The following is a 17,662-nucleotide window of genomic DNA, read 5'->3' as shown; positions in this document are numbered from 1 at the left end:
TCCTATGGCGTTTTAAAGCGTTTTTCAAACGCGGATTCTAGGTTTGTGGATTTTTGGCATTTCCCTAGAATCCACTTTTTGAAAAAACTTTTTTGTCGTCATTGCGAGCCTTGCGACAGCAAGGCGCGGCAATCCATTATGCCCTTTAGAATCCATTTTGTATTTTTGTCCGCAATTTCTAAAAGTGGATTCTAGGAGTGCGATAAGGTTTGTGGATCGCCACAAAAATCCTTGCGGATTTTCTCGCAATGAAAAGGAGGGCGATTTTTCAAAACCGCCCTGATTGTCTTCTTTAAGGATTCTAAGCATTGCGGTGAGGCTTTCAAGGCGCGCCCACAGGGATTTATCTAGGTGATAATGAGCAAGCCCGCGCCGTAGAATCCACGATTTATCGCGCAAAACAAGCGAAGCGGTGCAAGGCGGGGGCACGCAAGCAGGCTTCTTTAGTAAAGCCAAATCCCCACCAAACAAAGCTAGCTCCCCACACACACCACAACCTCCCGCAAATGCGGTCGCAAAATCGCATAGAGCTTGGATAAATCCGGTCCGTGGCTAGCACCTGTTAGCAAAATCCTAAGGGCTTTGAAAAAGCCTTTGCCCTTTAGCCCACTTGCTTGCATCGCTTGGTCTTTGAAGCTCTCATACTCTAGTGGGGCATTGACAGCGATCGTACGCAACGCTTCTTCTAGGGCGGCGCATTCTTGTGAAAAATCCTGTCCCTCATAGAGCGTGCTAATGTCCTTTGGCGAGAAGATCGGGCTAATCTTATCGCGCAGCTCATTGAGCGTGCTGGCTTCTTCTAGGTAGATTCTAGCTAGCTTGCCCATAGACTCATCGCTACTCTCTAGCAAAAGCGCTAGATCACTATCGCTAAGGCGCGATAAATGCGCGTGATTGACAAAGCGCAGCCGCGCTAGGTCAAAGCGCACGGGGGCTTTGGCGATTTTCTCAAGGCTAAACCACGCGATCGCTTCTTCTAGGCTAAAGATTTCATAAGGTGTGTGATTGCCCATACTGATTAGGTAGTTGCAAATCGCACTTGGCAGGAAGCCTTGCTCCAAGAGCCACGCCACGCTTGAAGCACTATCGCGCTTGCTCATCTTTTTGCCACTCTCGCCTAGGATTATGGGCAAATGCGCGTATTCTATCTGCTTTTCATAGCCTAATGCCCTATGGACTAGAATCTGCTTTGGCGTATTGCTTGTATGATCCTCGCCGCGCACAATCGCGCTAATATCATAGAGCATATCATCGCACGCGCAGGCGAAGTTGTAGGTAGGCACGCCATCTTCTCGCATAATCACAAAGCTATCTAGCTCATTTGGCGCGAAGTGTAGCTCGCCCTTGATACTATCGTGGTAGGTGATGGGCTCTAGGGATTTGCGTAGGCGGATCACAGGGGATTTACCAGAGTCTTTCTCGATCTCCGCCCAGCTATCATCATAGCGGAATGCCTGCTTTGCTGCTATGGCTTCTTGCTTTTTGGATTCTAGGAAGTCTTTGGAGCAGTAGCAGTAAAATGCCTTGCCATTGTCGATAAGCTTTTGGGCTAGCTGATTGTGGTAGGGGAAATTGCCACTTTGATAGACCAGATCGTCCCACAATAGCCCAAAGAGCGTTAATATCTGCAAGATCTCTTTATCGCTTCCAGCGATATTGCGCGCGACATCAGTATCCTCTATGCGGATCAAAAACCGCTCGCCACGCTGCTTGGCAAGGATATAGTTAAAAATCGCGGCGCGCAAGTTTCCTATGTGCATATCGCCTGTGGGCGATGGGGCAAAACGAAGCATAAACAACCTTTGTGAGATGTAAAATAGTGAATGAAACTGCCGCGCATTGTAGCATAAAGCGACTAATGCTCTTACTATCGCTAAAGATTGCAAGTAAGCGTGGTAGCGATTGCGCGGCATCTCGTGCATTTTTGTCATTAGCAACGCTGAAGCAATCCCCTAGAATCCACTTTTACACTAGAATCCACTTTTGATTATGGATCGCCACGCTCGCTTCACTCGCTCGCGAGTGAGAGAAAATGGGCTTTTTCACAAAGCCTGTTTTACTTCAAAAAGCTTGGTTTGCTTTACAAAACCTGCTTTACTGCCGCACGATTCTAAGAGTTACTAAAGAAACCTGCTGCGGCTTCGCCTTGCACCGCTGTCGCTTGTTTTCTAAAGAAGCTTCGCTTTACGGTGGGGCTTTGCGTGCTTTGAAAAAATTTAGGGTAGGAGCTATCTTGGCGATAGTGACTGCCCTAAATTTTTTCAATGGCGTGAATTGCTCACCCAAGACTGAATCGCCCACCCCCTAGAATCCACTTTTGTATTTGCGCATCTCGCGTATTTGCAGACAGACCCACACTATCAGGGGCTAAGTTTTACAACTTTATGTATAATGCCAAGTATTTTATATAAAAGGAGCAAAAATGCTTAGCGTAGGCATTGGCGAGATTCAAAAAAACACGGCTATTTTTTCTAACCTTAAAGAATCTATACAGATTGTGGATAAAAGGAAACATCAGGTGCTAGCGATTGTCTATCCGGTAAATCAAGTGAAAAATTCTATCGCTAAAAAGCTTGCAGGCAAATACAAAAATCAAGTGCAAGGGGGGCAAAAAGCCTTGCAAAGCCTAGAAAATTTACAAGATATAAAGCAAAAAGCTCTGCTTCAAGCTTTGGGAGAAAAATATGGTCTATCTCATTGATACAAATATCATTATCCGCTTTTTGATCGGCGATAATGATGAGCATTTGGCGGTAAGTAGTGAGTATTTTAGGCAGATAGAAAATGGCGAGATTCAAGCAGAGATTCTAAGCGAAGTGCTTATGGAGGCGTATTTTGTCCTAACAAAGTTTTATAAGATTGATAAGGCTGAGGTCTTGCAGGATTTAAAGACTATCCTCTGCCTTGAAGGCGTGGTGAATAAAGATAAAGCCATATTGATTGAAACGCTCAATATCATAGAGCATAAGCATATAGATTTTGTTGATGCGCTTATTTGCGCTAAATGCAAAGTGCAGCACTATAAAAAGCTAAGTTTTGATAGGGATTTGGATCAATGCTAAGGACTCGCAAGTGAGCGGGAAAGGGCATTGCCGCTAGATCTAAAAGCTTGTCATTGCAAGTAAGCGCGGTAGCGATTGCGCGGCATCTCGTGCATTTCTGTCATTAGCAACGCTGAAGCAATCCACTAGAATCCACTTTTTGTGCTGATTAGTAGCCTTTGAAAATATCTTGGTGTCGCCCTATGCGATAAAGGCTTAGAATCTCTACACTTCGCCTATACACAATTACTAAATCGTCTTTGATATGGCATTCTCTAAAGTCTTTATAATCGCCGATTAGTGGGTGGTCTCTCAATGCTGGGTTTAAATATCATCATCTGCAAGTTGCTTAATCACTTCATCAATATCGCACTCACTCCAACCTTGCTTTAAAACTTTCCTGTAATCTTTTTTAAAGGTGTTTTTGATGTCGATTTTTCTCATCAATCATCGCTCATTAAAGCTTTTTTTGCTTCATCAAAGGTATCAAAAACGCCTATACTTGTGGCATTGTTTAAAGCATTGATAGTCTCATCATTTGGCATAAGCCTTTGAGTCAATGCCTGTTTGATAGCATTTTCTTTTTGCGTGGTTTTTTCTATCTTTTTATCTAGCTTTACTTTTTGGCTTTGAAGTTTTGAGATAGCTGCTCTTGTGGCATTTAGCTCGCCTTGTAGTTTTCTCTCGCTGTAAGTGCTGTAATCTATCATTGTCTCCACTCCTTTTGGCTTCTTTACTTATTCCTTGGGAAATATAGCAAATTATAGAAAATAACCATTAGCCTAGTTAAGAGAATTTAGCTTGTTTTTTATGGATTGCTTCAGCCCTAAAGGGCTTCGCAATGACGGAAAAAGGGCATTGTCGCTAGAATCCGCTTTTTTATTGTCATTGCGAACGCAGTGAAGCAATCTAGTGCATTTCTGTCATTGCGAGCGGATTGAAAATTCGCGTGGCAATCCATTTTTACCCCTTTTCTATGGTGGCGATTTCATCATCGCTTAGGATATAGCCTACACTTCTATCATAAGCTTTTTTAATCCCACAGCCCTAGCATAGCTTATAATTGTATTAAGATTTGCATTACTTGCTTTTTCAAACCTTGCGACAGCACTTTGCTTGACTTGCATTCTTTGTGCGATTTGCTCTTGCGAGAGATTAGAATCTATGCGTGCTTGTATAAGCTGCCTTTGTATCTGCCAAAATGCACTTTGATTGTCCCACTCTTTTTTAAACTCATCATCTTGTAAGGCTCTAGCCTTTAGCTCCTTGAAAGTCATTCTTGCTCCTTTATTATAGATAGAATCTTTCTTGCTTGTTGTAGCTCATTTTTAGGTGTTTTTTGTGATTTTTTAATAAAGCAGTGAAACACTATGATAACTTTTTGCTTTTTATATGTGAAAAACACTCTAGCAATCCCCTCTTGCCCTTTAGCTCAAACAACCCATTACCTAAACTTTTTGTATGTGGCTCTTTGACTTCATTACCAAAGCATTCTAAAAGTTCAAAGATTCGGTAGATATGGACTTTTATGCTTGTAGGAAGTGCCTCTAGTGTATTTTGAGTTTTCTTATCATAGATTTCAATCTCCCACATTTGCTAACCCTTATTCTGTGCTACCAAGCAAATTATAACATAAAAGTTATAATGCCTTAGGATTCTATAGTTGCAATTTCATCATTGCTTAGGTTGTAGAGTTTATAGACTAAAGAATCTATTTTAGATTCTAGCTCTTTGGTGTCTTTGTGGATTGCTTCTGGTTCGCCTTGCAATGACAGAATCTGCTCTACACATTTTATAATCTCATCGCACAAGGGCTTATTAGATTCTGTGATTTTGGGGATAGGGAATTTTTCTACATATTGATTAGAAAGCAAAAAGCCTTTATCAGCATATAAATGCCCTATATTTTTAAAATAATAAAAAATCGTTTTAGAATTAAGAAATCCAAGTATGTATAACAATCTCTCTTTTGACTTGCTTGTTAAAAATGCCATAGAATCTAAAAGGTAATAATCAGATTCCATAATAAAACTTGGCTCTTGTGTAACGCGTTGCCACGAAATCTTCCCTTGATACTCTCTTTTTGGGAGTTTTAGCCCATCACAGAATCTAAAGGCTTCGCATAATTCTTTCTCAAAATTTTCTATAAGCAGTTTGGTAAGGTTGGGAAGCCTACTATCAATGGCTGCTATGAGAAGTAGGGCTATGATTACCCCCCCCCCAATAGATTCTATAAGCTCTATTTCATCATCGCTTAGGTTGTAGAGTTGATAGACTAGGTTGTCTAATTTAGATTCTAGTGTCGGTGTGTCGATAGTAGAATCTACTTTTTTCTTTTCTAGTATCTCTTGCACGATTTGTATAAACTCCGCTTCAGTCTTAGAATCCACTTTAGGAATTGGGAGTCGCTCTAAAAACGCCTTTTTATATCTATATCCACTCTCACCTAGCCCACCACCTGCATAAAATTCCTTAAAGGCATAAGTGATAAGTTTAGAATGCAAGACTCCTAAAAGATAATGCAAAGAGTGTTTAAAGTTTTCATTCCCACTTAGGATAAAGCTCGTTGCTTCTGCATAAAAGCTACCAAATTTAAACTCCCCGTTATCTAAGTAAAACTGCGGTTCTTTTACAATCTCGCTATACACAATCTTTTCTTTTGCAAACTCTTCTAAATACGCACAATTTCTAAGGTTATAAGGTGTTTCCCCTTTGTCGGCTCTTTTGGCGATTTTATCCCAATGTGTGTCTAAATGTGCTTTTAGGGCTGGATAATCGTTTATATCAATGGGTGGGATTTTCTGTTTTTTGTCATTTTCTAAAGAAACTTCGCTTTGTTTGTTTTTATTGCCGTTTTTAGTCTTTTTTACTTTGTCATTTTGAGCCTTTGAAAAAGGCGAAAAATCTTTTTTAGATTCTATGCTAGATACTTCGCTACGCTCAGTATGACAAGTGGTAGGGTTTGTATGACAAGTTTTAGATTCTGTATTTTTAGATTTTTCGCTATCGCTCAAAATGACAAGTTCAGTTTCTATGTTTTTAGATACTAGCTCACGCTCAGTATGACAAGTTGTATAGCCATTGTGCGTATTGATTATCCACAATCCTGCCCACTCATAGCTATACCGCTTAATATCTCTGCCACGCAAAATAGGCTTTATAAGCTGCTCTGTGCGCTGCCTTTCTGTTAAGTATATGACACCTTTTTCTCTGTCGATTATGGGCTTTGGGCTAGTCATTTGAAACTCCTTTGAGATTATTTGCGATAGTGATTAGGCTTCTTTCTCGTAGGACATCGCTATGTTTTCTAAGCTTATCAGCGACTTTGTAGCCCTCTTTTATACTAGCGATGATGACTTCTAGCCCATTTACTCTGGCGCATTTGAGTGCAGGTGTGATGTCTGTATCTTTACAAAATATGATGACTTTGTCTGCTAGCTTTTGGTAGGCGATGTGGGAAATATCAAGCCCTAGTAGCATATCGACTTGTTTTTGGCTTATGATGGGTCTGCCATTTGGGTCAAAACCAGAGATTTTAAGCTCTCCTAATCGCACCGCAAAATACTCTTCAAAGGCAATATGCTTGATAAAACTACTTACTTGCTTGTGTATTTTGCGTATTTTCTCGCTTGTAGTGCTTGCATAGGCGGTGATTTTACTCTGAATTTCTTGGGGGAGAGAATTGGCTTTTTTATCTATCTCATCTTGTGAAAGTGGCAATGCCGTGTAGAAAAAGATTTTGCTAATATCTTCGCTTGTGTCAATAAAAGAATGGATAAGAAATGTAATATCTCTAATGCTGTTGTAGTTGAAAGTAATATCGCGGCGATTGATATGCGTGCGCTGGATATGGTGAATGTCTAGGCGCAGATTCTCCCAGTCGATAAATACTGCGACTTTTTTCATACGACTTCCTAAGTGCTGTTTCATAGTGCTTCTTCATAGATCAAGGAAAGAGTATAAACATAAAAGCACAGCTTAATCCCTGATTGCACCGAATTAAGTGGTGTGCAATGCTTCGGGGGATTAAGCTGTGCTTTTATGGCTGGGATTATCACAAAAGCACGCTTAAATATCGCTTACGCAAGGCTTTGAGCGGCTAGTCGCTAGCTAGATTTGGGTCATATTGACTAAGTGGATAGGGCTTTAGTGAAGCTTGCGTATCATCACAATTGCTTAAAATCTCATCTCGTTTCTTAGAATCTATAATAAAGGCTTCGTTATAGCCTGTTTTGATTCCATAATTTATAGAAATATCCCACTCTTTTAGCGGTGTGCCGATTGCTTCAATTTTAGCTTTAAGGGCTAGGGCGGCGGGATTTGCAAAGCTAAGGGAGCTTGCGCTTAGGCTGCTTGCAGGCAGGCTTACGCGCTTGGTGTGGATGGTTGCAGAGAGATAGGGGCTGCTGCTTAGCAGGGCTTGGTGGCTCGCGCCACTTTGACTAAGTGCTAGGAAGTAGAGATTGTGGCTAGGGGCTTTAGGCTCTTTAGATCCTTTTGCCTCCTTAGGCTCTTGATCCTTTAGAGTTTGGGGCTGGGACTTTAGCACGGTGGTTATGGCGGTATCCACAGTGGCAGACTCAAAGGCTTTGATACCATTTAAGTCATAGTGAGAATCTAGCCGCGGTAGGAGCAGCTCGCGTAGATTTTGCCCATATTTGGCGCGGCACCATTTGTTGCTAGTGATGAAGCTTAGCACCCCGCTAGGCTTTAGCAGCTCCAAGCCTTTGGCATAAAAGTAGGTGAAAATATCAGCACTTGAGTCGCTAAACTTGATGGGGGCTTGCGGCTCTAGGCGCAGGGCTTCAAACTCTTGTAGTATCTCTTGCTTTTGGGGGATCTTTTCTTGGCGGATATAGGGAGGATTACCGATCACGATGTCAAAGCCGCCTTTCTCAAACACAGGAGCGAAGAAAAAGCGATAGAGGAAGAGCTTGTCTGTGTGGAAGTCATAGCGCGCATAGTCGTGCAAGAGGGAGTCTAGCTCTGCTTTGAAGTCTTCTAGGGCTAGGGATTTGGCTTGGGCTTGTGCCTGGGCTTTTGGGCTGGCTTGGGCTTTTGGGTCATTGATAAGGGAGTGTATTTCTCTGTCTATATCGGCTTTGCGCTGCGTGAAGACATCTTGCATAATCTTTAGAATCTCTTGCTTTAGGGCTTGCTTTTGCTTGGGGGTGTGGGACTCGTAGTAGTCTAGGAAAAGCTTTGTTAAGTCTTTTGCTTGGTCGCGGCTGAAAAGCGGGAGAGATTGGACTCTGTGTGTCTCTCTTTTTTCAAAAAGCCCATCGCGCTCCTCTTGCTCAAGGCTCTCTATCACAGGGATAGAGCAGATGGACTCTAGCAGGGAGTTGCCCTGCATAAGCTTGAAGTCTAAGTTTGGCAGGGGGCTTGGGCTAGACTCATCAACGGCAATGGAGAGCCAAAATCTAAGCTTGGCTATCTCTATGGCATCAGCATCAATATCTACGCCATAGATTTGATTGGCGATTATTTGGCGTTTGCACTTGGCTAGCTGCTCTTCTTTGAGCTCTGGGCAAAGCGCGTGGATAGCTTCTAAAATCTCTAGCAAAAGCCCCATAGGGAAAGCCCCCGAGCCTATGGCGTTGTCTAGGATTGTGCATTCTTGGAGGAGGGATAGGATTTGGGATTGTGTGGTTGGGGGTAGGTGGCTTGGGTCTTGGTGGAAAATGAGATTATGGATTGCTTGGCTGATTTCTGGCGTTGGCTTTGCCGCGCTTTTGCGGGAGTCTGCGGCGTGGGCTTGCTCATTACCGCTTAGGTAAATCCCTTCGCCCACGCCTTGACAACCCACAAAATCATCGGCAAATCCTGCCGCCTGCGGTGTTTTATCAAACACATTTTCTACTTTTATGTCGTGCGAGTCGCTTGCATTTTGAGCGGTTTTATCAAAAGTGGATTCTGGGCATTGGGCGGTTTTCTTAGAATCCACTTTCGCGCTAGAATCGCTTAGATCTGCTTGGGCTATGCTGCCTAGGAGCTGGATTTGCAAGTAGCGAGTCAGGGCGTTTTTACACATAAAATGCACAATAGGTCGCCGCGTGTAGAATGCTCCTGTGTCTTTGTTGTAGTCGATTAGGTTTTCAAAGACTTTGCCTAGCATTTCTGGGTCGATGGAGATTTCGACATTATCGGGGGTGGATTCTTCTATGGTGAAGTGGTAGCGGTCAAAAAGCTCAAAAATCGCTTCAAATTGGGTGTTGTCTAGGGCTTGCTCTATGGCGATATGTCTATCAAAGCTGTGGTGTTCCGTGGCGGGTAGCTTTGCTTCTTCAAAGAGTCCGCCATTTAGGAAGGGGATCTTGCAGCCTAGCTCTTGGCTGTAGTCGTCCTTTCTTTCTGTGTTTAGGCTCTCAAAAAAGAGTGGGCAGAGAAGCTTGGCATAAAAGCTCTGCCCCTGCTTCTTAGCGCGAGCAAAAAGCGTGCGGAAAAAGTGCTTATCGCCACTGCCCCATTGCTTGCCTTGCTCCACGCCTAGCCAGCCCTTTTTCTGTAAAAAATACAGAAAGATAATGCGCCCTAAGAGCTTTTTGACAAAGGCGGAGGTGGCTTGCTCGCCGCTTACGCCTTGGTAGCCATTTAGCGCGTTTATGACGGCTGGGGAGGCGTTGAGAGTTTGGCATAGGCTGTCATAGAGCTTTTTATACTCCGCATAAAACTCTTTTGTAACAGGCTCTAGGGAAAAGACTTCTTCTAGGGTGTCTTTGCTTTTGGCTTTGGAGTCTATGAGATCTTTTAGCTGCTTTTGTGCGGTGTGGGTGGGGATAGAGTCTCCTAGAGTGAAGCTCTGGCGGCGGAGGTTGCTATGGGTGGATTTATTAGCCTCAAAGTCAAAGCCTGTGGTGATAAGGCTTAGGCGGAACTCTTTTGTATCGCTTGGGTTGTAGAAGCACGCTAGGATATGGGAGGCGTTATTTTTAGCGATTTTGGCTAGCTCTTGGTGTAGGGTAACTTTGGCACGAGTAGAGCTTGTCTCAAAGGCATAGACTTGCAGGATATGGCTAGATTCTAGCTCTATTTCATCGCAGATTGGGGTGTAGGCGTGGATAATATGCCCTTCTTTGTAGGGCGTGGTGGGGGAGTCTAGTAGCTGGGCTTGTGGGAAAGCTTGCTGGATAAAGTCTTTGAAATGCTCTAGGGTGTAGGGGGAGGTGGTGAAGGTTTGTAGGGGGGTTGTCATTGTTTGCTCTTTTGGTTGGTTTTCTGGGATTTGGCTTTGTTTGGTTTGGGCGTTGGCTTTGCCGCGCTTTTGGCGGATTCTGCGGCGGGGGCTTGCTCATTACCGCTTAGGTAAATCCCTTCGCCCCCGCCTTGAAAGCCACCAAAATCATCGGCAAATCCTGCCGCCTGCGACTTGGCTATCAAACGCGTTTTGGGCGTTTTCGCCCTGCTAGTTGCTATCAAACACATTTTCAGCCTCTGCGTTTTTTCTGTCATTGCGAGCGGACTTGTCCGCGTGGCAATCCATAGATTCTGCGTTAGCAGAATAGGCTTTACTAGAATCCACTTTTTTACTATGGATCGCCACGACTTCCTTGCGGAAGTCTCGCGATGACAGGGAGAGCGAGTTTTGGGCGGTTTTATCAAAAGTGGATTCTAGGGTTTGTGTTTTTGGTGGTGTGGATTGCCACGATTTTGCTAGCGCAAAATCTCGCAATGACAGGAAATGGGCTTGCTTGCTAGAATCCACTTTTTGATTATGGATTGCTTCGCCGCCGTTGTCGGCTCGCAATGACAGAGAAGCTTGATTTTCTTCTTCAAGGATTCTAGGAGTTGCGGTGGTGCTGTGGGAGCTTTGCTGAAAAGTGGATTCTAGGTTTTGGGCTTGTTTTGTAAAGCCGTTTTGGGATTCTAGGGCTCTCATTGCTTCGCCTTTGTGAAAGCAGAAATACTTAGCTCAATATCTGGCTTTGCAAGCTCTGTGGATTCTAGTGGCTCATCTTTTGGCTCATCGCTTTGGGCTTGGATTGTGAGTCCGTAGTTGTGGGCTACGGCTTTAATGTCTTCTAGGCTTTTGGCGTTGTTTATATCTTTGGCTAGGCTGTGATGAGAGCCATTTTGCACCGCGGTGATAAGATTAGCCTTTAGCGTAGAATCTAGCTCATTTATATGGCGAAGCTTGAATAGGGCTTTTTGCTCTTGGGGGTTTAGGGTGTGGGCTTGCTTGCTAGGGCTAATTGGGGAGCTAGCAAAGGGCAAAGTAGGCGAGCTTGGCTTGGTATAGTGATCTAGCGCGGCTTGTGTGTGGGCGTGGTGCAGGGCTAGCTCATCATCGCTTGGCTTGTAGGGCTTGCGCTCTATGTGGGCTTTAAGAAAATCAGCTAGCTCATAAAACAAGCAGGGCTTGGGGGCTGCTTCTTCTAAGAGGTCTTGGGATTTTTGGATATGGTAGGGGGCGAAGTTTTTCACAGCTTTTTTCAAGTAGGCGTAGCTTTGCGCGCTTGTGGAGCTAAAATCTGTGGAGCTAGAATCTAGCTGGATAAAGCAGCGCGACTTGCTAGGGAGGGCTTTGATACGAGCAAACTCTGCTTTGTTGTTGTAGTAGAGATCGCGCAAGTCGTTTTGATACTTTGTGTCTTTGCTAGTCTCTTTCTCTTTGTCTTGCACGATTTTAAAGAGCTTTTTGCTATCAAACTCTTCGCTCTCATCATAAATCGCAGAATCCTCGCCCAAAGTGTAGTGGAAGCTTTGGATCTTTTGGCTGGCGATTGCATTGATGTTTATAATGTGGTCATTAAAGTGCGTGGGTTTGAAATTGTAAATATGGATTTGCTTATGGGGTGTGCCTATGCGGTTTATGCGTCCTATGCGCTGCATAAGGCGCGTGGAATTGTAGGGGGTATCATAATTTATGATGATATTGGCTCTATGGAGATTTACGCCCTCTGCTAGGACATCGGTGGTGATGATTATGCGCTTGTCATTTTGCTGCTTATTTTCTGGGTAGTTGGCATCAAAGTTTGCTCGTATGCTAGATTCTAGCTCATCGCGGTTGTCGCTGTGGATATGGAGGAGTTTGCCTTGTAAGTGCGGGAGGGACTCTAGCTGGCTATAGAGATACTCGCTGCTTGATTTTGCTTCTGTGAAGATCACAATCTTTTGGTCTGGCTCTTTGGAGTATAAAAAGTCTTTAAGCGTATCAAGCTTGGGGTCTTGGGTGATTTGCTCCCATTTTTCAAGCAGGGTTTTGAGATTTTTTTCATCTGTTTTAAGCTTTTCTTCATAGTCTTTTTGAAAGTCGCTTGAGTGCAAGGCTAGAAGCTTACCTTGCTCTAAAAGCTCTTCTAAGGCTTGGTCGTTATCTTCATCTAGCAGTCTGTATAGCCGCTCTCTGTTGTCATTATGCTTGGGGAGATAGATTGTATCTGTTTGAAATTGGCTAAGCATTTGCTCATAAGAGTGGATTTGCTTCTTTAAAGTGTCTTTGAAGGCTTTTATACTAGAGTCAAAGCGTTTGAATAGAATCTTTTGCATAAATATCGCAAGCTGGGCAGCTTGGTCTTTATAGAATCGATCATCTTTTTTAGCACCATAGGCAGCGCGGAACTTCTGCTTGCCCTGCTCGGTGAGATTGGGGTATATGCGGTAGCGCGCGTAGGTGTAGCCGTTTTTCTCCCCTATAAATTGCTTGGCTATGCTATTTAGCTCGCCTGCTAGGAAAAGTAGCGTTTGTGTGGCGAGATTATGCGAGATAGAGTCTAGGTCGTAGGTCAAATCGCTTGGCGATAGAATCTCGGGGAATATCAAGCCTTGCTTATTTTTGTCTTTAGTATAGCTGCTTTGTATATCTGCTCTGGTGCGGCGGATCATAATCTTTGCTAGCAGCTTTTCGCGTAGGGTGTCGCCTAGCTTTTGCAGGGCTTTTGTGTTTTCAATCTCTGCTGCTGTGGTAGAAGGGGGTAAGCCATTGGCTAGGTCTTCATTTTTCTTCCTGTTAAGCTCTTTGCGCTTTGCATTAAGTGTGGCGTAATCATCATTGATTTTTTTGAAAAATCTCTCTAGGCTTTGGTTTTCTACAATGGTGGTATCGCGCTTATTGCGGAAAAGGTGGATTTGCGTTTCTAAATCTGTGGGGGAGTTGTTTTGCGGGGTGGCGGATAGGAGGATCACTCTTTTGCGTGTGGAGATGGTCTGCCCGCTTGGCAGGGTGCGTGTGTAGGGGAATTGGCAGAGATTTTGCAGCTCTTTGTAGCGGTTGGCATCTTGATTGCGGAAGTTGTGGCTCTCATCAATGATGATAAGCTCAAAGCTCTCTTTGTCTTCTAGCTTGTGTAGGCTATCGTGTGTGGTGATCTCTGCAAGTATCTTAAAGTCGTTTTTATGCTTTTTCCACGATTTCTGCACGGCTTTTGGTGCGCAGATGAGGATCTTGCCCGTGATTTTGCTATCTAGCTGGAGCTTTTTGGCAATGACACAGGCGATGAGCGTTTTGCCAAGTCCTACCACATCGCTTAGGAAAAAGCCATTATATCGCTCTAGTTTGTCTATGCCCTCTTGCACGGCGTGGATTTGGTAATTGTATGGTGTGTAGTTCGCGCTAGCGATTAGGGCTTGTATGCTGGAGTCTGTGTGTAAAAATACTTCGCCAAAGTGGCAAAGCAAAAGCTTGTGATACATCTCTTTGGGGCTTAGGATTTTCTCTAAATAAGTCCCCCTTTTTGCCCTCTCTATATCGCTAGAATCCAGCGGAATCGCACTGCCCCATAGACTCTCAAACTCAAAGTGGCTAAAGGCTAGGTTGTCGCTGTTTTTTGAGAGAATATTAAACTCATAGTTGTTTTCTAAGCCATTGTGGCTAAGATTGCTGCTGCCTACAATCAGCGAGCCTTGGAAGTGTGGCTTGCTTGAATCGGTGTGGCTTTGGGCTTGGGAGTAGAAGAGGTAGAATTTGGCGTGGGCGTTTTTCTCCCGCACGATACGGATTTCTAGCTGCTTGGATTCTAGGGCGTGTTGTAGGGCTTGGATAGAGTCTTGCACTTGCTTGTCATAGGACTCTTTTTGTATGGATTTTTGCTGGGCTTTGATAAAGGCTTGGGTGAATTTTGCCTTGTTGGCGTCATTTAGGCGCGTTATATCGGCATTTGTTTGCTCTAGCTCAAACACAAGCGCATCGACATTAAGCCCCACAAGCAAGCGGATAGAGCTAAATCGCCCATAGCCCCCAGAATCCATAATGAGATTGTGCAAATGGATAAAGCCACTTGCGCGAAAATAGCCCATAAGAAAGGCTAGATTGGAGATATTTTTGTCTTCTAGGGCGTTTTTGAATTGATTTTTTAGCGTGTTGGGAGGTTTGTTGGTGGTGCAAGTGGAGTTGGCATAGGGGTTTGCTTTAGGGCTTAGGGCTGCTTGGTCTGCTAGCTTAGGGGGTGAAAGTGGATCTAGGGCAGAATCAAAAGTGGATTCTAGGCTGGATTCTAGCTTGGGGCTGCTACTTTGCTGCTGCCCCCCCTAATTGATTTTTATTAGTTGTTAGCTTTGCATAATCTTGCATAATTCTCCCCTGTGATTTATGTGCGGTGTTATTGTAGCTTTTCTTTTAATAGCTCATTGACGCGGGCGGGGTTTGCACCCTTGCTTGTTTTCATCACCTGCCCTACAAAAAAGCCAAAAAGCTTATCTTTGCCGTTTTTAAATTCTGCGACTTTATCAGGATTGGCACTTAGCACAGAATCTATGGCAGCTAGGATTGCGCCATCGTCATTCACCTGTGCTAATCCCATAGAATCTATAAGAGAATCCACATCGCCACCGCGATTTTCCACAAGTACATCTAGGATTTCTTTGCCACTTTTGCCGCTGATTTTGCTCTCATCTATGCGTTTAACAAGTGTGGCAAGTGTTGTAGAATCTATCCCGCAAGTTTGCAGGGTATTCTCGCCCTTTAATCGCCCTAGAAGCTCAGTGGTAAGCCAAGTAAGAGAGCCTTTCGCACTCGCACCAGAATCAAGCATAGATTCAAAATATTGTGTAAGCTCAAGGCTAGAAGTCAGCACACCTGCATCATAGGGCTTAATGCCAAAGTTCTTGACATATCGTGCTGCTTTTTCATCTGGCATTTCGGGGATCTCTTTGCCCTCTTGCATTAGCTTTTCATCAATAAATACAGGCAGTAAATCTGGGTCTGGGAAGTAGCGATAATCCGCCGCTTCCTCCTTGCCACGCATTGAGCGAGTTACGCCTTTTGCGGTATCAAAAAGGCGCGTTTCTTGCACGACTTGCTCTGCATATTTGCCATCTTCCCACGCTTCAATTTGCCGCTCCACTTCGTATTCTATTGCCTTTTGGATAAATTTAAAGGAGTTTAGATTCTTAATCTCTACGCGTGTGTAAAGCTTAGAATCCCCTTTTTCGCGGATAGAGACATTGGCATCACAGCGGAAGCTCCCTTCTTGCATATTGGCATCACTAATGCCTAAAAATCGCACGATAGAATGCAGCTTTTTAAGATAAGCTATTGCTTCATCGCTACTTCGCATATCTGGCTCACTGACAATCTCTAAAAGCGGCGTGCAAGCGCGGTTTAAATCCACTTTTGAAAAGTCGCTCTCGTGGATATTTTTGCCCGCATCTTCTTCTAGGTGAGCGCGAGTAACGCCGATAGTCTTTTGCTCTCCATTTACTTCAATCTCAATCTCCCCACGCCCTATAATTGGGATCTCAAACTGGCTGATTTGATAGGCTTTGGGTAAATCGGGGTAGAAGTAGTTTTTACGCGCAAAAATGGAGTTTTGGTTGATTGTAGCATTGATTGCTGTGCCAAAGCTAATCGCCTTTTTCACCGCTTCACGATTAAGCACAGGCAATGCGCCGGGCAGTCCCAAGCAAGTAGGGCAGACATTTTTATTAGGCTCTTGCCCAAAGCTTGTGGCACAGGAGCAGAAAATCTTTGTGGCGGTGTTTAGCTGGACATGGACTTCAAGCCCAATGATGGTTTCATAAGCACTCATAGTTTCTCCTTTTTTGGTTTTGGCGTTGGCTTTTGCGCGCTTTTGGCGGATTCTGCGGCGGGGGCTTGCTCATTACCGCTTAGGTAAATCCCTTCGCCCCCGCCTTGAAAGCCACCAAAACCAGCGGCAGCGGTGCAAGGCAAAGCCGAAGCAGGTTTCTTTAGAAAATCATCGCAAAATCCTTCCGCTTGTAGCGTTTGTGAGTCTGCGGCTCGTTCAAATTTTGGTGTTGTTGTCAAAAACCTAGAATCCACTTTTTTACTTGCGGCGTTTTTTTCTGTCATTGCGAGCGGTGCTTGCACCGCGTGGCAATCCACATTTTCCCTAGAATCCACTTTTTTGCTTCTTCTCTTTTGCTGTTACTATCGCCACGCTTAGATTCTGTATCTCTGTGTGCTTGGCGATATAGGCATTAAGCGTGGGGAGATCAAGGCTAGCGATTTTCTCTAGCTCTTTTTTGCTAAAGCCTATGCCCTTATCCGCATAAAATTCATCAAACGCCCGCCCCAGCCGCTGCGATAGACTCTCATTGCGCAGTGGCTCACTCCCTAGGATAAATCTCTTTGCCGCTTGCAGCTCTTCTGCGCTCACGCCCTTTGCCACAAACTCTGCGATCGTTTTTCTCACCACCTCTAATGCCTCATCGCTAGAATCCACTTTTGTCTGCAAATATCCGCTCATATAGGGGAGGCGTGGGTTGATATTGTAGTGGATATATGCACTATATGCTAGCCCTCTTTTCACACGCACTTCTTCTAAAATCCTAGAGCCAAAGCCCCCAGAGCCTAGGATAAAGCTAGCGACTTTTGCTAGGTGGGATTCGCGCTCTAAATCTTCTAAATGCAGCGGTGCGCCAAAGTAGATGTAGGCTTGCTGTGTGGGGGCGTATTGAGTCTGTGTGGCGGGCTCTTTGCGCACGCTAAAGCTAGGCTTTGTATATGGCGTGCCTTGCGGGAGCTTGGATAAAATTGGCTCAAGCAGGGCTAGAGTGGCTTCTTTGTCTATATCGCCTCCTAGGATAATGATAAGCCTTTGTAGTGTCAAGGTGGATTCTAGGGCTTTTTGCACATCTTGCAAGCGGATTTTAGCGATGGACTTTTGCGTGCCTAGCTTTGGGTGAGCTAGGGGCGTGCCATCAAAAAGCACGCGATTTAGCAAGCGTTTGGCTAGGTAATCGTAGTCGTTTTGATTGGCTAGGATTTGGGCTGTGATGGCTGTTTTTACCTTTTGTAGCTCTGTGTCGCTTAGGTTTGGGTCTAGGAGTAGCTCGCCAAGCAAGCTTATCGCCTGCTCTTTGTCATCTTGCAAAAAGTTTAGGCTAAAGCTTAAAGTCTGCATACCGCTTGATACACTAAGCGTGATCGCTCGCTGCTCTAATGCTTTGGCAAAGCCTAGATTCCCGCGCTTTTTGCTCCCCTTTTCTAATAGCTCTTCTATCACCGCGCCTCTGCCTATAAGCTCTCCATCTTGGAGCTTCCCACCACCTTGAAACACCAAGCGCACAATGCCCGCTGGGATCAGCGCGGAATGCTCGTAGATGACAGGGATTTGCACGCCTTGTATGCTAGCGTGCGTAAGCGTAGCTTCTTTACTCATACTAACTCCTAATAGCAAGCTTGAAATACCAATAATGCCAATAGCCAATCTCACCAAACT

The 17,662-nt window shown here is 44.4% G+C and carries 17 protein-coding genes and 3 pseudogenes; 2 read left to right on the top strand and 18 right to left on the bottom strand.

Annotated features, from left to right (window positions below):
• Positions 1-24: 24 nt before the first annotated feature.
• Positions 25-489, bottom strand: coding sequence for a hypothetical protein (locus NYG90_RS03615; protein WP_285256945.1), 465 nt, complete (start codon positions 487-489; stop codon positions 25-27).
• The gene (gltX, locus tag NYG90_RS03610) at positions 474-1,793 is read right to left on the bottom strand and encodes a glutamate--tRNA ligase (protein WP_285257088.1); all 1,320 of its coding nucleotides are present in this window, start codon (positions 1,791-1,793) and stop codon (positions 474-476) included. Before gltX ends, NYG90_RS03615 begins: the two co-directional genes overlap by 16 nt.
• A gap of 629 nt (positions 1,794-2,422) precedes the next feature.
• On the opposite strand from gltX, the gene NYG90_RS03605 reads away from it, so the two are divergent.
• Both NYG90_RS03605 and NYG90_RS03600 read left to right on the top strand, forming a co-directional pair.
• Positions 2,423-2,701, top strand: coding sequence for a hypothetical protein (locus NYG90_RS03605; protein ID WP_285256944.1), 279 nt, complete (start codon positions 2,423-2,425; stop codon positions 2,699-2,701).
• Positions 2,685-3,062 carry a type II toxin-antitoxin system VapC family toxin gene (locus NYG90_RS03600; RefSeq protein WP_285256943.1) on the top strand — a complete coding sequence of 126 codons (378 nt, stop codon included), beginning with the start codon at positions 2,685-2,687 and terminating at the stop codon, positions 3,060-3,062. The genes NYG90_RS03605 and NYG90_RS03600 overlap by 17 nt, the downstream gene beginning before the upstream one ends.
• A 148-nt stretch (positions 3,063-3,210) precedes the next feature.
• Here the strand turns inward: NYG90_RS03600 and NYG90_RS03595 are convergent, their stop codons facing one another.
• The 16 genes and pseudogenes from NYG90_RS03595 to NYG90_RS03525 form a co-directional block, all read right to left on the bottom strand.
• Positions 3,211-3,357 carry a type II toxin-antitoxin system mRNA interferase toxin, RelE/StbE family gene (locus NYG90_RS03595; protein WP_285256942.1) on the bottom strand — a complete coding sequence of 49 codons (147 nt, stop codon included), beginning with the start codon at positions 3,355-3,357 and terminating at the stop codon, positions 3,211-3,213.
• 8 nt (positions 3,358-3,365) lie between these two features.
• Positions 3,366-3,488 (bottom strand): type II toxin-antitoxin system RelE/ParE family toxin, encoded by a 123-nt coding sequence (locus NYG90_RS03590; RefSeq protein ID WP_285256941.1) that lies wholly within the window; start codon positions 3,486-3,488, stop codon positions 3,366-3,368.
• Entirely contained in the window at positions 3,485-3,751 is a 267-nt protein-coding gene (locus tag NYG90_RS03585) for a hypothetical protein (protein WP_115012088.1), read from the bottom strand. Before NYG90_RS03585 ends, NYG90_RS03590 begins: the two co-directional genes overlap by 4 nt.
• A 116-nt stretch (positions 3,752-3,867) precedes the next feature.
• On the bottom strand, positions 3,868-4,002 hold the full coding sequence (locus NYG90_RS03580) for a hypothetical protein (RefSeq protein ID WP_285256940.1): 135 nt from the start codon (positions 4,000-4,002) through the stop codon (positions 3,868-3,870).
• A 49-nt stretch (positions 4,003-4,051) separates the two neighbouring features.
• Entirely contained in the window at positions 4,052-4,318 is a 267-nt protein-coding gene (locus NYG90_RS03575; RefSeq protein ID WP_285256939.1) for a helix-turn-helix domain-containing protein, read from the bottom strand.
• Positions 4,315-4,634 (bottom strand): annotated as a pseudogene (locus NYG90_RS03570) (type II toxin-antitoxin system RelE/ParE family toxin). The gene NYG90_RS03575 and the pseudogene NYG90_RS03570 overlap by 4 nt, the downstream one beginning before the upstream one ends.
• 635 nt (positions 4,635-5,269) lie before the next feature.
• A pseudogene (locus NYG90_RS10585) lies at positions 5,270-5,848 on the bottom strand (TaqI-like C-terminal specificity domain-containing protein); the annotation flags it as partial.
• Positions 5,849-6,109: 261 nt separating this feature from the next.
• Positions 6,110-6,226: pseudogene (locus NYG90_RS10580) on the bottom strand (class I SAM-dependent DNA methyltransferase); the annotation flags it as partial.
• Positions 6,227-6,272: 46 nt separating this feature from the next.
• Positions 6,273-6,947: an NYN domain-containing protein gene (locus NYG90_RS03560; RefSeq protein ID WP_181814262.1), complete on the bottom strand. Its 675-nt coding sequence runs from the start codon at positions 6,945-6,947 to the stop codon at positions 6,273-6,275.
• A gap of 193 nt (positions 6,948-7,140) precedes the next feature.
• Positions 7,141-10,236 (bottom strand): Eco57I restriction-modification methylase domain-containing protein, encoded by a 3,096-nt coding sequence (locus tag NYG90_RS03555; RefSeq protein ID WP_285264712.1) that lies wholly within the window; start codon positions 10,234-10,236, stop codon positions 7,141-7,143.
• Positions 10,233-10,466, bottom strand: coding sequence for a hypothetical protein (locus tag NYG90_RS03550; RefSeq protein WP_285256936.1), 234 nt, complete (start codon positions 10,464-10,466; stop codon positions 10,233-10,235). Before NYG90_RS03550 ends, NYG90_RS03555 begins: the two co-directional genes overlap by 4 nt.
• Positions 10,447-10,920 carry a hypothetical protein gene (locus tag NYG90_RS03545; RefSeq protein ID WP_285256935.1) on the bottom strand — a complete coding sequence of 158 codons (474 nt, stop codon included), beginning with the start codon at positions 10,918-10,920 and terminating at the stop codon, positions 10,447-10,449. Before NYG90_RS03545 ends, NYG90_RS03550 begins: the two co-directional genes overlap by 20 nt.
• Complete coding sequence (locus NYG90_RS03540; RefSeq protein ID WP_285264711.1) at positions 10,917-14,276, bottom strand: helicase-related protein; 3,360 nt, start codon at positions 14,274-14,276, stop codon at positions 10,917-10,919. The genes NYG90_RS03545 and NYG90_RS03540 overlap by 4 nt, the downstream gene beginning before the upstream one ends.
• Positions 14,277-14,578: 302 nt before the next feature.
• Entirely contained in the window at positions 14,579-16,006 is a 1,428-nt protein-coding gene (gene gatB / locus NYG90_RS03535) for an Asp-tRNA(Asn)/Glu-tRNA(Gln) amidotransferase subunit GatB (protein ID WP_285264710.1), read from the bottom strand.
• The gene (locus NYG90_RS03530; RefSeq protein ID WP_285256932.1) at positions 16,003-16,341 is read right to left on the bottom strand and encodes a hypothetical protein; all 339 of its coding nucleotides are present in this window, start codon (positions 16,339-16,341) and stop codon (positions 16,003-16,005) included. The genes gatB and NYG90_RS03530 overlap by 4 nt, the downstream gene beginning before the upstream one ends.
• On the bottom strand, positions 16,331-17,602 hold the full coding sequence (locus NYG90_RS03525) for a M16 family metallopeptidase (RefSeq protein WP_285264709.1): 1,272 nt from the start codon (positions 17,600-17,602) through the stop codon (positions 16,331-16,333). Before NYG90_RS03525 ends, NYG90_RS03530 begins: the two co-directional genes overlap by 11 nt.
• Between the last annotated feature and the right edge of the window lie 60 nt (positions 17,603-17,662).

The organism is Helicobacter zhangjianzhongii, assembly GCF_030249855.1.
GTDB lineage: Bacteria > Campylobacterota > Campylobacteria > Campylobacterales > Helicobacteraceae > Helicobacter_B > Helicobacter_B zhangjianzhongii.
Note: the sequence above shows the minus strand (reverse complement) of the source record. Positions and strands in the feature narration are given on the sequence as shown.